Below are 15,344 nucleotides of genomic sequence, written 5' to 3' on the forward strand. Positions count from 1 at the left end.
GATGAATGAGAATGATTTTGTAAAAAAGCCTATAAAGAGTCTATTAAAAATATTAGACTCTTTTTTTAATGATGACACTACATATTATGCTGCAAGTCTAAGTTTTTTTACAATATTCTCTTTACTTCCAATAATTGCTCTACTTATTTATATAATCTCAAGTTTAGAATTAGTTCAAGGTTACTTAGATGTATTTATCAATTATGTATTTGATATATTAAATCCTACACACTCTAAAGAGTTTTTAGAAGCTTTTAAAAACTATATTTCAAATTCAAACAAACTTGGTATTATAGGTATACTTTATATGTTATTTGTATTTATTATGTTTTTTAAAGATTATGAATATATAGTAAATAAAATACATAAAGCAAAAAGGAAACCCTTACTGCAATCATTTTTCTTTTATCTGATTTTTTTAGTTACCCTTCCACTTATGTTAGCAGTTCTTAATATTGCCCTATCATTTTATGATAATACAATATTTAATTGGTTTATAACTTTTATGTTTGCATGGTTTATATTTTTTGGTTTATTTAAATTAAGTGTAAATAAATATATCTCATCGAAAGCTGCCGCAATATCTTCACTCTTTACTTTAATAGTATTATCAATTACAAAAAATCTTTTTGTATATTATGTTATTTACAATAAAACATACTCAACTATTTATGGTTCTCTAGCTATTTTATTATTCTCATTTTTTTGGATTTATATCTCATGGGTAATATATCTTTATGGTATTAAAATGTGTCATAAACTGAATATCATAGAAGAAAATAAAAGATTAAAAACTTAACTTTTATTCTCAACTACTTTTAAAATACTATCAAGTTGCTTTTTTAAATCATTTAATTTTTTTGTTGTTTTAATTAAATTATCTGAAGACTCTATAGCTATATCTTCACTTCTATCAATACTTTTTACAATCTCTGATTTATTTTCCAACTCACCAATAATATCTTCAAATTCATCTGTTAAATCTTGTAATTTTTCTGAAGCTAATCTTGATTGTTCTAAAGCAACTTCTGAATAATTCATTGCCGAATTAACTTTATTAATAAAAAAGTTTATATTATCTGCCATTTCGATAAACTCTTTTTCTGTTTCAATCTCAATTGGCTTTATTTCTGTTATATCAGAAGAACTTATTTTTTTATACTTTTCAAGAAATTCATTTGCATGACTTTCGATTTGTCTTAACTGAACTAAGGAATATAAAGAAAAAATAAATAAAAATGAAAGATATTGAAAGTTTTTAATAAACGCAGTTTTTTCTTCTATATGTTCTGTATATAAAGTTACAATTTCATCAACCTCTTCAAGTAACTTATTATTTGTTTGATAAATATACTCTAATATAGAATTTAATTTTTCAATATCATTATTTAAAATTGCTTTTTTGAACTCAACTGTATTTTTCTCAAATGTAGCCCACATTACACTCACTTTTGAGATTTGGTTTGCTATTTTTTCAGTTGGTGCCTCTGATATTTTTAACAATGCATTTCCATCTCTTAGTGTTTCTAAACCATATTTAAACTCATCAATTGCATTATCTATTTCAACAAAATTATTTGCTCTAGTTTGATAAAGATAAAAAATATTTTTTGTAATTCTTTGAGTAAGCATTCTTTGCTTTCCAGCAATATTTACAATAGTAGCATCTTTTATATTATTTTGATTTAAATATATTGTGATTACTATTACACAAAATATTGATGTAAGAAGTAATGCACCCAAAATTTTTATCTTTTGACTAACCCCTATTTTTTTCATATTATATTCCTAAATATATACTTTTTAATTCTTCTTCTTTTAAAATTAATACATTACCTTTTTCAACTGTAATTGTTTCATTTCTAACTAATCTTTTTAATACTCTTGATAAAGTTTCAGGTTGAATGTGAAGAAGTAATGCAACTTCTGTTCTTTTTAACTGATTAAACATATCTAAATCATTTATTAACATAAAAGCAACTTTTGAAGTAGCATCAAAAACCAATTCTCTATTTATTATACATTGTAATTGTTGATTTTTATAAATCAACTCATTTATAAAATTTAAGATTAACTCATTTTCAGCTAAAAACTCTTTTTTGAATCTATTAAAATCAATTGATAAAAGTGTACTATCTCTTAAAAATTCACTATTTGAAAAACAGTTTATTTTATTGTCTTGAAGATTTGATAATTCAGATATCATAGAATTTGGATATACATAATATAAAAAAATCTCATTATCATACTTATCAATCTTATAAACTTTTAAAAGTCCATCAATCAAAAATAACAATCTATCAGTAGATTCTGTTTCATAAAAAAGAACCGTATTTGCATTATATGACGAAATATCTGACATCGATGCTACTAAATCTAATTCTTCATCTGATAAATGTGAAAATAAACTTATCGATTTTATTGCTTCTTTTGTTTTAATCATTTTAACATTATATAAAATAAAACTGAATAATTTATTGACTCAAATCAAGTTAATAAATATTTTATTTTTATATAATAAACAGAAAAAATGACAAAAGAAAAATTTAATACAGAAATAAAAACATTAAGTAAATTTTTTGAGACTTATTGTAATTGTAATCATAATAAGCAATTTGAGATCAAAAATACAATTAAATATAAAGAAAAAAATTTCAATATAAATGTAAACCTATGTGATGAATGTCAAACTCTATTTTACTATAGCATCAATAAATTACAAAACTGCCCACACGAAGAAAAACCCAGATGTAGAAAATGTCCAAATCCTTGTTATGATAAAAAAGAATGGAAAGCCTTATCAAAAGTTATGAGAAGTAGTGGACTAAAACTAGGACTAATTAAAATCAAAAAAATATTTTTATAAGCAATTGATTTAAATCAATTTATAAAGTTGACTTTTTATGTATGATTTTAAAAAGGAAAAGTTATGCTTATTGATAAATTTAATAGAAAAATTGATTATTTAAGAGTTTCTGTTACACAACGATGTAATTTTAGATGCCAATATTGCATGCCTGAGAAACCTTTTGAATGGACACCAAAAGAGGATTTACTATCTTATGAACAGATGTTTAAATTTATTAAAGTAGCAATAGATAAAGGGATAAAAAAGATACGAATCACAGGTGGAGAACCTTTAGTTAGAGATGATTTATATAAACTAATAAAAATGATATCATCTTACAAACCAGATATAGATTTAGCCTTAACAACAAATGGCTATTTACTAAAACAACAAATTGAAAAATTGAAAAATGCAGGTTTAAAAAGAATAAATATTTCAATTGACTCTTTAGAGAAAGAAACCTTTTGGTACTTAACTAAAAAAAATGTTTTAGAAAATGTTTTAGAAGGTATAGATTTAGCTATACGTTCAGGTTTAATAGTAAAACTTAATAGTGTAATAATAAAAAATATAAATGAAAATGAGATTATAAAATTATATAATTTCGCAAAAAAAAGAGATATTCAAATTAGATTTATAGAGTATATGGAAAATGAAAATGCATATTCAAATCTAAAAACTCTTTGTAGCAAAGATATTATAAAAAGAATAAAACAAAATTCACCTATAGAAGAGATTGATAAAAAAGAAAACTCAGCAGCAAAACTTTTTAAAGATAAAGATAATTACACTTTTGGAATAATTGAACCCTATGATGATTCTTTTTGCAAAACTTGCAATAGAATAAGATTAAGTGCAAATGGAGATTTAATTCCTTGTCTTTATTATGAGGATTCATTGAATATCAAAAAAAGTTTATACAATAATCAAAAAATTGAAAAGGTATTAAATGAAGTAATTGAAAAAAGACCTGAAAAAAATAAATGGTCACATCCAACAAAAATAGATACCTCATCAAAACAAATATCAAGTAGAGCATTCTATTTTACAGGGGGATAACTAAGCTCTCTCTTGATATAAATCAATTAAAACACAATACATAATCTATCAAAGTATTATAAACTACCTGCTTTTTTTAAAAATAAATCTTCGTTTAATAAATTGACTTAAGTCAAAGCTTTAATTTTTTTTTAGTGTTAAACTTCTTTTGTCAGTAAAGAAATTTTAGAAGGAGAAGAGAAAGATGTCACTTTCAAGAAGAGATTTTCTAAAAAGCTCTGCCGCAGCTTCTGCCGCAGCAGCAGTTGGCATGAGCGTACCAAGTAATTTAAGTGCAGCTACCCAAACAGCCGAGGCTGGTTGGCGATGGGATAAGGCAGCATGTAGATTCTGTGGTACAGGATGTGGAATAATGATGGCAACAAAAAATGGAAAAATTGTTGCAGTAAAAGGTGATCCTGCAGCGCCAGTAAATAGAGGATTAAACTGTATTAAAGGGTACTTTAATGCAAAAATTATGTATGGAGCAGATAGATTAAAAACTCCACTTTTAAGAGTAAATGCCAAAGGTGAGTTTGATAAAAATGGTAAATTTGCTCCTGTATCTTGGCAAAGAGCTTTTGATGAGATGGAAGTTCATATCAAAAAAGCTTTAAAAGCTTCAGGTCCAGAAGGTGTTGGTGTATTTGCTTCAGGACAATATACAATTATGGAAGGTTATGCAGCTCAAAAAATGATGAAAGCTGGATTTAGATCTAATGCCATTGATCCAAATGCTAGACATTGTATGGCTTCAGCTGTTGTTGGTTTCTACCAAACTTTTGGTATTGATGAACCAAGTGGATGTTATGATGATATTGAACTTACTGATACAGTTGTATCTTGGGGTTCAAATATGGCAGAGATGCACCCTATTTTATGGTCAAGGGTTACAGATAGAAAACTATCTAATCCTGATAAAGTAAAAGTTGTAAATATATCAACATATAGACATAGAACATCAGATTTAGCAGATATGGAAATCATATTTACACCAAATACAGATTTGGCATTATGGAACTATATTGCTCATGAAATTGTATTTAATCATCCAGAAGAGATTGATTGGGATTTTGTAAAAAAACATATTGTTTTTGCTGCAAGTCCAGTTAATATGGGTTATGGTATGAGAAGAGCTGGTGAAAAATCTTTAAAAGAAGGTAAATATTCTAATAAAGAGATGGAAACAATTTCTAAAGAGATGAAAAAGAAAGTTTCTCAAACAGAAGCACCTGCACTTGCTCCTTATGGTTATAAAGCTGGTGATACTATGGAGAATAATCCTGCTGGATTAAAACATTGGGAAATCTCTTTTGAAGAATATAAAAAATTCTTAGAGCCATATACTTTAGATTATGTAGCAAAAATCTCTAAAGGTAATCCCGATGAGGATATAGAAGTTTTCAAGAAAAAACTTAAAGATTTAGCAGCACTATATATTGAAAAAAATAGAAGAGTTGTATCATTCTGGACAATGGGTATGAACCAACATACAAGAGGTACGTGGGTTAATACTTTAGCATACAATGTTCACTTCTTGCTTAATAAACAAGCAAAACCTGGTTCAGGTGCATTTTCACTTACTGGACAACCTAGTGCTTGCGGTACAGCAAGAGAAGTTGGAACTTTCTGCCACAGATTACCTGCTGATATGATGGTTAAAAATCCAGCTCATAGAAAAATCACTGAAAATAGATGGAAAATCCCTGAAGGAACATTAAATCCAGTTGGAAATCAGCACATTATGAAAATCCATAGAGATATTGAAGATGGTGTAATAAAATTTGCCTGGGTAAATGTTTGTAATCCATACCAAGATACAGCAAGTGCAAGTCACTGGATTAAAGCAGCTAGACAAATGGATAACTTTATTGTTTGTTCAGATGGATACCCTGGTATCTCAGCAAAAGTATCTGATCTTATTTTACCAAGTGCTATGATTTATGAAAAATGGGGAGCATATGGTAATGCAGAAAGAAGAACTCAACATTGGAGACAACAAGTATTACCAATTGGTGATTCTATGTCTGATACATGGCAATGGGTTGAATTAGCAAAAAGATTTACCATAAAAGATTTATGGGGTGAATATACGCTAAGAAATGGTAAAAAACTTCCTAATGTTATTGCTAAAGCAAAAGAGATGGGATACGATGAAAACACTACTATGTATGATATTCTTTTTGCAAACAAAGAAGCTAAAAGCTATAAATTAAATCCAGAAGACCCTATCCAAAAAGGTTATGATAACTCTGAAGGGTTTGGTGATAGTAGAAATGTAGTAGGTAGTGATGGAGAGATTTGGAAAGGTTATGGTTTCTTTATTCAAAAATATCTATTTGAAGAGTATGCTTGGTTTGGTAGAGGGCACGCTCATGACTTAGCAGACTTTGATACATATCATAGGGTTAGAGGACTTAAATGGCCAGTAGTAGATGGTAAAGAGACTCAATGGAGATTTAATACTAAATATGATCCTTATGCAAAAAAATATGGAAAAGAAACAGGACATACAGATTTTGCTTTCTATGGAAAACTTGCTAAAGCTCTTCCTAGTGGAGATCTGCTTGGTGTTAAAAATAAAACTAAAACAGCATTAAAAAATAAAGCAAAAATATTTGCTAGACCCTATATGGATCCACCAGAAGTTCCAAATGAAGAGTATCCATTATGGTTAAGTACAGGTAGAGTTTTAGAACACTGGCATAGTGGAACTATGACAATGAGAGTTCCTGAACTATATAGAGCAGTTCCTGAAGCATTATGTTATATGCATCCAGAAGATGCAAAAAAACATGACTTAAAACAAGGTGGACTTTGTTGGGTTGAATCAAGACGTGGTAAGGTAAAAGCTAGAGTTGAAACAAGGGGTAGAAATAGACCTTCAAGAGGTTTAGTATTTGTACCATGGTTCGATGAGAAAGTATTTATAAATAAAGTTTGTTTAGATGCAACTTGTCCACAATCAAAACAAACAGACTTTAAAAAATGTGCAGTTAAGATATATAAAGCGTAATTAAAAAGGAGTACTGCTTTGAACAGTAATAATCCTTTGAAAGTAAACAAAATGAAAAGTGAAGAGATAAGTGACAGAAGAAAATTCTTTCTAACCGTGGCAAGAGCAGCTGGAATTGCTGCTCTTGGTGGTTTAATTTGGAGTGCATATATTGATGAAGTAACAGCATCAGAACTTACTCTAAGACCACCTGGAGCATTAGATGAAGAAGATTTTCTAAAAACATGCATCAAATGTGGAATGTGTGTAGAAGCATGTCCATATGACACACTAAAATTGGCAAAACCAGGAGATAATAAACCATTAGGGACTCCTTTTTTTGAACCAAGAGAGACTCCATGTTATATGTGTACAGATATACCATGTGTTCCTGTTTGTCCAACAGATGCTTTAGATTTAAATAAAGTTAGTACAAATGGAAAACTAGATATCAATCAAGCACAAATGGGAGTTGCTGTAGTAGATACAAAAAATTGTATAGCCTTTTGGGGTATTCAATGTGATGCATGTTATAGAGCCTGTCCCTTATTAGATGTTGCTATAAAACTAGAATATACAAAAAATGAAAGAACTGGAAAACATGCTTTTTTAAAACCAATTGTTGATAGTGATTTTTGTACAGGTTGTGGTCTTTGTGAAAGGGCTTGTGTAACAGAGAATGCATCAATATTTATCCTACCAAAAGAGGTAGCTCTAGGACGTGCTGGAGATTATTATATAAAAGGTTGGGATAAAAATGATGAAAAAAGACTTGAAAATGCAACTAGTAAAACAACCACCACAGAGATTAGTAAAGAAAAAGCTATAGATTCATTAAATGATATGGGAGGACTTTTAGATGATTAAGAATAGATTTTTAATCCTTAGAAGATTAACTCAAATATCAATAATAGTTCTATATTTTGGAGCAAACGCTTGGGGTTGGAATATTTTAATTGGAAATCTAAGTTCATCAAAAATTATAGATTTAATTCCTATGAGTGATCCTTATGCTGTATTGCAAATGTTTGTTTCAGGAGCAGTTATATCATCTAATGTTTTTATTGGAGCACTAATTGTTATTATCTTCTATTCAATAATTGGTGGAAGATCATTTTGTTCTTGGATTTGTCCTATAAATATAATAACTGATTTTGCAAATTATATTAGAAGAAAACTTGGATTTAATAAAATTCAAAAAAGACAACCAGCAACAAGAAATATCCGTTACTGGACAATAGCAGTTAGTTTAATAATCTCTTTTATTTTTGGAGTAGCTGCTTTTGAATTTATTTCTCCCATATCTATGGTTCACAGAGGAATAATTTTTGGTTTAGGCTTTGGCTGGTCAGCTATTTTAATTATATTTTTGTTTGATCTTTTCGTTTTAAAAAATGGTTGGTGTGGACATATTTGTCCCCTAGGAGGGTTCTATTCAATAGTAGGAAAATTTAGTCTTATACGAGTAGAGCACGAAGAAGAAAAATGTACACTTTGTATGAAATGTAAAGAAGTTTGTCCTGAAAGTCAAGTACTATTTATGATTGGAAAATCATCAGAACAAATACTTTCAGGAGAATGTACAAACTGTGCAAGATGTGTAGAAGTTTGTGATGATAATGCACTAAATTTCTCACTGAGAAATCTAATAGATAAAAAAAGAAGGAGAATTGATATGAAACTTGTTACTAAACTTGGGCTTGGTTTAGCAGTAACTTCATTTATTGTATTTATAGGTTGTAGTCAAGCTCAACCAACATATTCTGAAGAATCTTTAGGATTAAGAAAGGTTGACCTTTATACTGAAAATACAGTTATGCCTGAAGAAACTAAATACAATAAAGCATCACCTAGTAGCTCTAAAACAATAGCTAGAGCTTTTCAAGATGCACCACCAATGATTCCACATGATACTGAAGGTATGTTGCCTATTACAGTAAACAACAATCAATGTGTTAGTTGTCATGCACCTGAAGTTGCTCCATCACTTGGAGCTTTACCATATCCTAAATCACACATGATTAACTTTAGACCAGATACACATTTAGCTAAAGATGGGAAAATAGTAAAAAATGGAAAAGAGATTGATAATACTTCAAGCGAAAAACTTGAATATGTTACAATCAAAAATATAAATAAACTAAGTGGTGCAAGATTTAATTGTTCACAATGCCATGCACCACAAAGTGAAGGTGAATTAGTAGGAAATACATTTCAACCTGATTTCACAAATAAAGATGGTATGAAAAAATCTAGTTGGACAGGTTCTAAACTTACTGAAGGTTTAGATACTTTAATGGAATAATTATGAAAAGAAGAGAGCTTTTTAGCTCTCTTGCCAACTCTTTTTCTAAAAAAGAAGTGCAAGAGAGTCAAATCAGACCACCATACTATAAAGAATTAGATTCTTTTCACAAAGAGTGTATTAACTGTAATAATGAATGCGCCACTTTTTGTGAAGAAAATATAATAGTTATTCAAGATGATAATACACCAATAATAGATTTTAATCTTGGAGGATGCACTTATTGCGACCAATGTGCAATAAATTGCCCTAATGATGTATTAACATTAGAATTTAAAAAAAAGATTGATTCTAAAATTGAAATTGATATACTTAAATGCATGAGTTGGCATAATACAATGTGTTTTTCTTGTAAAGATCCTTGTTTAGATGATGCAATTAAATTTTTAGGAATGTTTAGACCTTCAATTGATGATAATACTTGTACAAATTGTGGATTTTGTATATCGATATGTCCAAGTGAAGCAATTAAAATTATTAAGGAGATGTAAGATGTCAGTAAAATTTATTTCACATGTAGATGAGAATACAAAAGGTGAATGGTTTATAAAACTAACTGATACCCTAAATGATGAAAGTATAATTTGTAAAGATTTAGATGAATACAAAATAAAACTTGAAAAGTGTTCAAGTGAATATGGCTTTGATATAGAAGTAGTATGGACAAAAGCAAAAGGGTTATCTCCTAAAAATTATAAAGATTTAAATAATAAAATGGCTATTTTACAAAAAGAGTATGAAGCAGAAATAAATCAATTAAATAATACTTCGGAAAATTAATATGTTAAAATTATTATTACTATTTACTTTTATCATTAACCTAAATGCAATAGAAAAATTAGAGCCTAAGAATACATTTATTACAACAGGTGATGTACAAGATATTAAAATCAAAAACAATTTATTATATGCAGCAACAAGCAATGGTACAGTTGAAATATATAATATCAATACAAAAGAAAAAGAAAAAACAATCAAAATACCTAATATAAAAGATTTTATGGGAGATTTAATAGCTTCTAAAATATATTCTATTGATTTAATTAAAAATAAAATACTAATAGTTGCTCAAGGGATGAAAGGTTATAGAAATATATATATTTATGAAAATAATAATTTAAAAAAGATAATAGATATAAATAAAAAATTTTATGTACAAAAAGCTTATTTTGTTGACAATGATAAGATAATATTCGCCCTACTAAGTAACCAAATAGCCTTATATAATATAAATACAAAAAAACTAAAATATTTAATTCAAATTAGTGCTTCATCTTTTTCAGATTTTATAATAAGTGAGGATAAAAATGAACTTGCAACTACAGATGAAAGTGGTATTGTAAGAAAATTAAATATCAAAAATGGAAAAGTAATAAAACAATTTAAGGCACTTAATTTAGATAAAGTTTATCAATTAGATTATAAAAACAATACTATTATAACTGCTGGACAAGATAGAAAAGCAAGTATCTATACACCTCAATCTAGTTACAAATTAGATTTTGATTTTTTATTATATAGTTGTGCTTTAAGTTCAGATGCAAAGTTGGGTGCAATTGCTTTTAATGAAAAAAATGATGTGCTTATATTTAATACATATACAAAAGAATATTTATATAATTTAACAGGTCAAGATGCAACTGTTACTAAAATTTTATTTAAAACAAATAAAGAAATATTTATCAGTAGTGATAGTAATAAAATCAATCATTTTTATTTTAAAGGAGTTAAAAAATGAACATCTCAAGTATTGTAGTTCAAACTACACCAAAATATTTAGAACAAGTAGTAGAAGAGTTAAAAAACTGTAAATTTTGTGATTATCATCTACATGATGAAAAAGGTAGAATCATAATAACTATTGAAGGAAACGGAGTTAAAGAAGAACTTGAAAAATTGAGAGTTATTGAAGCAATACCTCATGTAGTATCAGCAGATATGCAAATGGCCTATAGTGAGGATGAATTAGATGAGCACATTGAAGTTTTAGAAAACTCAGATGCTGTTCCCAAAATGTTGAATGATGAAAATGTTGACCCAGATAAAATCATCTACAGAGGTGATTTAAAAAGAAAAGATTTAGAAGGCTTTGCACAAGAATTTGATAAGGTTGATTAGATGGAATATAATAATAGTGAATTTCTAATTGAAACATTGGTACCAAAAAATGAATTAATTATCTCAAGGACAGATTTAAAAGGTAATATTACATATGCAAATGAAACATTTGCATATATAAGTGGATATAAGATTGAAGAATTAATAGGAAAACCACATAATATAGTAAGACATCCAGATATGCCAAAAAGAGTTTTTAAACAAATATGGAAAAAACTTAAAAGAAACCAAAGATGGGAAGGTGTTATAAAAAACCTAAGAAAAGACTCTGGGTACTATTGGGTTTTTGCAACAATCAGTGGTGTATATAAAAATGAAAAACTTATTGAATATAAATCAATCAGGACACCCATTACCTACAATGATAAACTAAAATATCAAAAACTATATGATGAATATAGAAATCGTGATAAAGATAATATTAGAAAAGTAGTGTATACATAAAATCCCCTTTTCTAATTAAAAGAATTAAATCTGGTGCCCACAGCGGGAATCGAACCTGCAACCTCTTGCTTACCATGCAATTGCTCTACCGTTGGAGCTATGCGGGCACAATAAATTAAGTTGAAAATTTTAGCCTTGACTGACTTAGTTTATACTTAATATAACCAAGATAAAAAGTGAAAATAAAAAAGGGTAAGTAAAACCATAGTAAGCAGAAGAAAAAAAAGACTAGAGACTAAAAAGTAATAAAAAAAGTAAAGAAGGAGAAAAAAGAGGGCAAAAAAAAAGCTCATAGCTTAAACATCAAATAGAGATGAATAAACTAAAAGCTTAAAAAACACTCAAGAGCTGGCAGCGGCCTACGTTTCCACAAGTGAAACCTGCAGTATTATCAGCGCAGAGGTGCTTGACTTCCGGGTTCGGAATGGAGCCGGGTATTTCCACCTCGCTATAACCACCAGCAATATGAGTATCAAACAAACTTTAAAAGTTTGCTCTGTACTCACATTTATGAGTTATAAAAATTATAATGTTAAGTCTTTGACACAATACTGAGTTAAACTCAATAAGATAGTAAACCAAGAAATAGTTTAAAAAAAGCCAAACGATCTATTAGTACTAGTCAGCTAAACGTCTTTCAACGCTTACACATCTAGCCTATCAACCAGCTAGTCTTGCTGGGATCTTCAGGGAAAGTTCATCTTAGAGTTGGCTTCGAGCTTAGATGCTTTCAGCTCTTATCACATCCGTACGTAGCTACCCAACGATGCCCTTGGCAGAACAATTGGTACACTAGTGGTACGTTCATCCCGGTCCTCTCGTACTAGGGACAAATCTCTTCAACTTTCCTACGCCCACGGAAGATAGGGACCGAACTGTCTCACGACGTTCTGAACCCAGCTCGCGTACCGCTTTAAATGGCGAACAGCCATACCCTTGGGACCTGCTCCAGCCCCAGGATGCGATGAGCCGACATCGAGGTGCCAAACCTCCCCGTCGATGTGAGCTCTTGGGGGAGATCAGCCTGTTATCCCCGGCGTACCTTTTATCCTTTGAGCGATGGCCCTTCCACACAGAACCACCGGATCACTATGACCGACTTTCGTCTCTGTTCGACTTGTATGTCTCACAGTCAAGCTAGTTTTTGCCATTATACTCAACTGGCGATTTCCATCCGCCATGAACTAACCTTTGTAAGCCTCCGTTACTTTTTAGGAGGCGACCGCCCCAGTCAAACTACCCACCAGACATTGTCCTGAAGAAGGATAACTTCTCGCAGTTAGTAACTCAAATATTCAAGGGTGGTATCTCAAGGTTGGCTCCACTTGTACTAGCGTCCAAGTTTCAAAGCCTCCCACCTATCCTGCACATGAATATCCAAGCTACAGTGTCAAGCTGTAGTAAAGGTGCACGGGGTCTTTCCGTCTTTCCGCGGGTAGGAGGAATTTTCACCTCCACTACAATTTCACTGGATCCCTGGTTGAGACAGCTCCCATCTCGTTACGCCATTCATGCAGGTCGGTATTTAACCGACAAGGAATTTCGCTACCTTAGGACCGTTATAGTTACGGCCGCCGTTTACTCGGGCTTCAATCAAATGCTTCGCTTGCGCTAACATCATCAGTTAACCTTCGAGCACCGGGCAGGCGTCACACCTTATACATCCACTTACGTGTTAGCAAAGTGCTGTGTTTTTGGTAAACAGTCGGGAGGGACTCTTTGTTGCAACCTTTCCAGCTTTCGAGAGCAAGTCTCTATACCGGAGTAGGCACACCTTATACCGAAGATACGGTGCTAGTTTGCAGAGTTCCTTAACCAGGGTTCTTCCACGCGCCTTAGAATACTCATCCCACCCACCTGTGTCGGTTTACGGTACGGGCAACAAATAATATACTTAGTGGCTTTTCTTGGCACGACAGTATCATCGATTCTCTATCTCCTCCGAAGAGTGTCAAGAGCCTGTAAGATCTCGGTCTAACGATACCCGGATTTGCCTAAGTATCAACCTACGTCCTTCGACCCACTATTCCATCAGTGAGCTCGATTAACTCTATGCGTCCCCACATCGCGCTTATTTGTTGGTATTGGAATATTAACCAATTTGCCATCGTCTACCCCTTTCGGACTCGACTTAGGACCCGACTAACCCTACGATGACGAGCATCGCGTAGGAAACCTTGGGTTTTCGGCGTTAAGGATTCTCACCTTAATTCTCGCTACTCATGCCTGCATGCTCACTTCTATCCGCTCCAACGCTCCTTACCGGTACATCTTCTACGCTGAATAGAACGCTCTCCTACCACTTGATAAATCAAGTCTAAAGCTTCGGTGTACATCTTAGCCCCGTTATATTTTCCGCGCAGAATCACTAGACCAGTGAGCTGTTACGCTTTCTTTAAAGGGTGGCTGCTTCTAAGCCAACCTCCTGGTTGTCACAGTAACTCCACATCGTTTTCCACTTAGATGTAACTTAGGGACCTTAGCTGTTAGTCTGGGTTGTTCCCCTCTCGACATAGGATTTTATCACCCTACGCCTGACTCCTATGATTACGCATATAGTATTCGAAGTTTGATAGGGTTTGGTACCGCGGTAAGCAGCCCTAGCCCATTCAGTGCTCTACCCCTATATGTTACTACATAAGGCTATACCTAAATATATTTCGGAGAGAACCAGCTATCACGAAGTTTGATTGGCCTTTCACCCCTATCCACAAGTCATCCGAAGACTTTTCAACGCCTACCGGTTCGGTCCTCCACTAGCTCTTACACCAGCTTCAACCTGCTCATGGATAGATCACTTCGTTTCGGGTCTGCAGCATCTGACTAATTCGCCCTATTAAGACTCGCTTTCGCTACGGCTTCACACTTGGCTTAACCTTGCCAGATACCACAACTCGCAGGCTCATTATGCAAAAGGCAGTCCGTCACCCTGATAAATCATAGGGCTCCGAATGATTGTAAGCTAATGGTTTCAGGTTCTATTTCACTCCCCTCACTGGGGTACTTTTCACCTTTCCCTCACGGTACTTGTTCACTATCGATCTGTAAGTAGTATTTAGGGTTGGAAGGTGGTCCTCCCATATTCAGACAAAATATCACGTGTTCCGTCCTACTCGTTCTTAAGCCTAGTACCACATTAAAAATTTCGGTTACAGGAGTTTCACCTTCTATGCTCAAACTTTCCAGTTTGTTCACCTATTTAAAATGCTATCACTTAATGCCCTAATCCCATTTCGCTCGCCGCTACTTTGGGAATCTCAATTGATTTCTTTTCCTCTGGTTACTGAGATGTTTCACTTCACCAGGTTCGCCTCCTCGAAAGGATAACATGCATAACATGCTGGGTTGTCCCATTCGGAAATCACTGGATCAAAGCCTCTTGACGGCTCCCCAATGCTTATCGCAGTCTAGTACGTCCTTCATCGCCTCTTACAGTCTAGGCATCCACCATTAGCCCTTTATAGCTTATTTTATTTGAGAATAAAGTAATTTCTTACTTTAACCTTTTTGAATAATTATTCCTTGGCTACTATCTTATTGAATCTAAAACTCAATAAAACAGTTGTGTCTATCTATACTTTTTATATTAATAATCT

The 15,344-nt window shown here is 31.8% G+C and carries 13 protein-coding genes, 1 tRNA gene, 2 rRNA genes and 1 pseudogene; 12 read left to right on the top strand and 5 right to left on the bottom strand.

Annotated elements, in window-relative coordinates; all coding sequences use genetic code 11:
* Window position 1: 1 nt before the first annotated feature.
* Entirely contained in the window at window positions 2-799 is a 798-nt protein-coding gene (locus tag ACKU4C_RS10345) for a YihY/virulence factor BrkB family protein (protein WP_321311789.1), read from the top strand.
* Here ACKU4C_RS10345 and ACKU4C_RS10350 read toward each other — a convergent pair.
* Both ACKU4C_RS10350 and ACKU4C_RS10355 read right to left on the bottom strand, forming a co-directional pair.
* Entirely contained in the window at window positions 796-1,779 is a 984-nt protein-coding gene (locus ACKU4C_RS10350) for a type IV pili methyl-accepting chemotaxis transducer N-terminal domain-containing protein (RefSeq protein WP_321311790.1), read from the bottom strand. The two genes, ACKU4C_RS10345 and ACKU4C_RS10350, sit on opposite strands and share 4 nt — an antisense overlap.
* A gap of 1 nt (window position 1,780) precedes the next feature.
* Window positions 1,781-2,443, bottom strand: a complete 663-nt coding sequence (locus ACKU4C_RS10355; protein ID WP_321311791.1) for a Crp/Fnr family transcriptional regulator — start codon at window positions 2,441-2,443, stop codon at window positions 1,781-1,783.
* 87 nt (window positions 2,444-2,530) lie between these two features.
* On the opposite strand from ACKU4C_RS10355, the gene ACKU4C_RS10360 reads away from it, so the two are divergent.
* The 11 genes and pseudogenes from ACKU4C_RS10360 to ACKU4C_RS10410 all read left to right on the top strand — a co-directional run bounded on the left by ACKU4C_RS10360 (window position 2,531) and on the right by ACKU4C_RS10410 (window position 11,748).
* Window positions 2,531-2,866, top strand: a complete 336-nt coding sequence (locus ACKU4C_RS10360) for a nitrous oxide-stimulated promoter family protein (RefSeq protein ID WP_321311792.1) — start codon at window positions 2,531-2,533, stop codon at window positions 2,864-2,866.
* A gap of 63 nt (window positions 2,867-2,929) precedes the next feature.
* Window positions 2,930-3,907 (top strand): GTP 3',8-cyclase MoaA, encoded by a 978-nt coding sequence (gene moaA, locus ACKU4C_RS10365; protein ID WP_321311793.1) that lies wholly within the window; start codon window positions 2,930-2,932, stop codon window positions 3,905-3,907.
* Window positions 3,908-4,091: 184 nt separating this feature from the next.
* On the top strand, window positions 4,092-6,902 hold the full coding sequence (gene napA / locus ACKU4C_RS10370; RefSeq protein ID WP_321311794.1) for a nitrate reductase catalytic subunit NapA: 2,811 nt from the start codon (window positions 4,092-4,094) through the stop codon (window positions 6,900-6,902).
* A 51-nt stretch (window positions 6,903-6,953) separates the two neighbouring features.
* On the top strand, window positions 6,954-7,748 hold the full coding sequence (gene napG, locus ACKU4C_RS10375; RefSeq protein WP_321315866.1) for a ferredoxin-type protein NapG: 795 nt from the start codon (window positions 6,954-6,956) through the stop codon (window positions 7,746-7,748).
* Window positions 7,741-8,535 (top strand): annotated as a pseudogene (gene napH, locus ACKU4C_RS10380) (quinol dehydrogenase ferredoxin subunit NapH); the annotation flags it as partial. The gene napG and the pseudogene napH, both read left to right, overlap by 8 nt.
* A gap of 21 nt (window positions 8,536-8,556) precedes the next feature.
* Window positions 8,557-9,186 (top strand): nitrate reductase cytochrome c-type subunit, encoded by a 630-nt coding sequence (locus ACKU4C_RS10385; protein ID WP_321315869.1) that lies wholly within the window; start codon window positions 8,557-8,559, stop codon window positions 9,184-9,186.
* 2 nt (window positions 9,187-9,188) lie between these two features.
* Window positions 9,189-9,677, top strand: a complete 489-nt coding sequence (locus ACKU4C_RS10390) for a ferredoxin-type protein NapF (protein ID WP_321311795.1) — start codon at window positions 9,189-9,191, stop codon at window positions 9,675-9,677.
* 1 nt (window position 9,678) lies between these two features.
* Window positions 9,679-9,966: a hypothetical protein gene (locus ACKU4C_RS10395; protein WP_321311796.1), complete on the top strand. Its 288-nt coding sequence runs from the start codon at window positions 9,679-9,681 to the stop codon at window positions 9,964-9,966.
* A 1-nt stretch (window position 9,967) separates the two neighbouring features.
* Window positions 9,968-10,924, top strand: coding sequence for a WD40 repeat domain-containing protein (locus tag ACKU4C_RS10400; protein ID WP_321311797.1), 957 nt, complete (start codon window positions 9,968-9,970; stop codon window positions 10,922-10,924).
* Entirely contained in the window at window positions 10,921-11,304 is a 384-nt protein-coding gene (locus tag ACKU4C_RS10405) for a chaperone NapD (RefSeq protein ID WP_321311798.1), read from the top strand. The genes ACKU4C_RS10400 and ACKU4C_RS10405 overlap by 4 nt, the downstream gene beginning before the upstream one ends.
* Window positions 11,305-11,748 carry a PAS domain-containing protein gene (locus ACKU4C_RS10410; protein WP_321311799.1) on the top strand — a complete coding sequence of 148 codons (444 nt, stop codon included), beginning with the start codon at window positions 11,305-11,307 and terminating at the stop codon, window positions 11,746-11,748. It abuts the gene before it with no gap.
* 31 nt (window positions 11,749-11,779) lie between these two features.
* Here the strand turns inward: ACKU4C_RS10410 and ACKU4C_RS10415 are convergent.
* From ACKU4C_RS10415 to ACKU4C_RS10425, 3 genes are all read right to left on the bottom strand, one after another.
* A tRNA-Thr gene (locus tag ACKU4C_RS10415) sits at window positions 11,780-11,855 on the bottom strand.
* A 239-nt stretch (window positions 11,856-12,094) separates the two neighbouring features.
* Window positions 12,095-12,210: ribosomal RNA gene (rrf, locus tag ACKU4C_RS10420) — 5S ribosomal RNA — on the bottom strand.
* A 129-nt stretch (window positions 12,211-12,339) separates the two neighbouring features.
* A 23S ribosomal RNA gene (locus ACKU4C_RS10425) occupies window positions 12,340-15,219 on the bottom strand.
* Window positions 15,220-15,344: the final 125 nt, after the last annotated feature.

Source organism: Halarcobacter sp. (genome assembly GCF_963676935.1).
In the GTDB taxonomy this organism is placed as follows: Bacteria; Campylobacterota; Campylobacteria; order Campylobacterales; family Arcobacteraceae; genus Halarcobacter.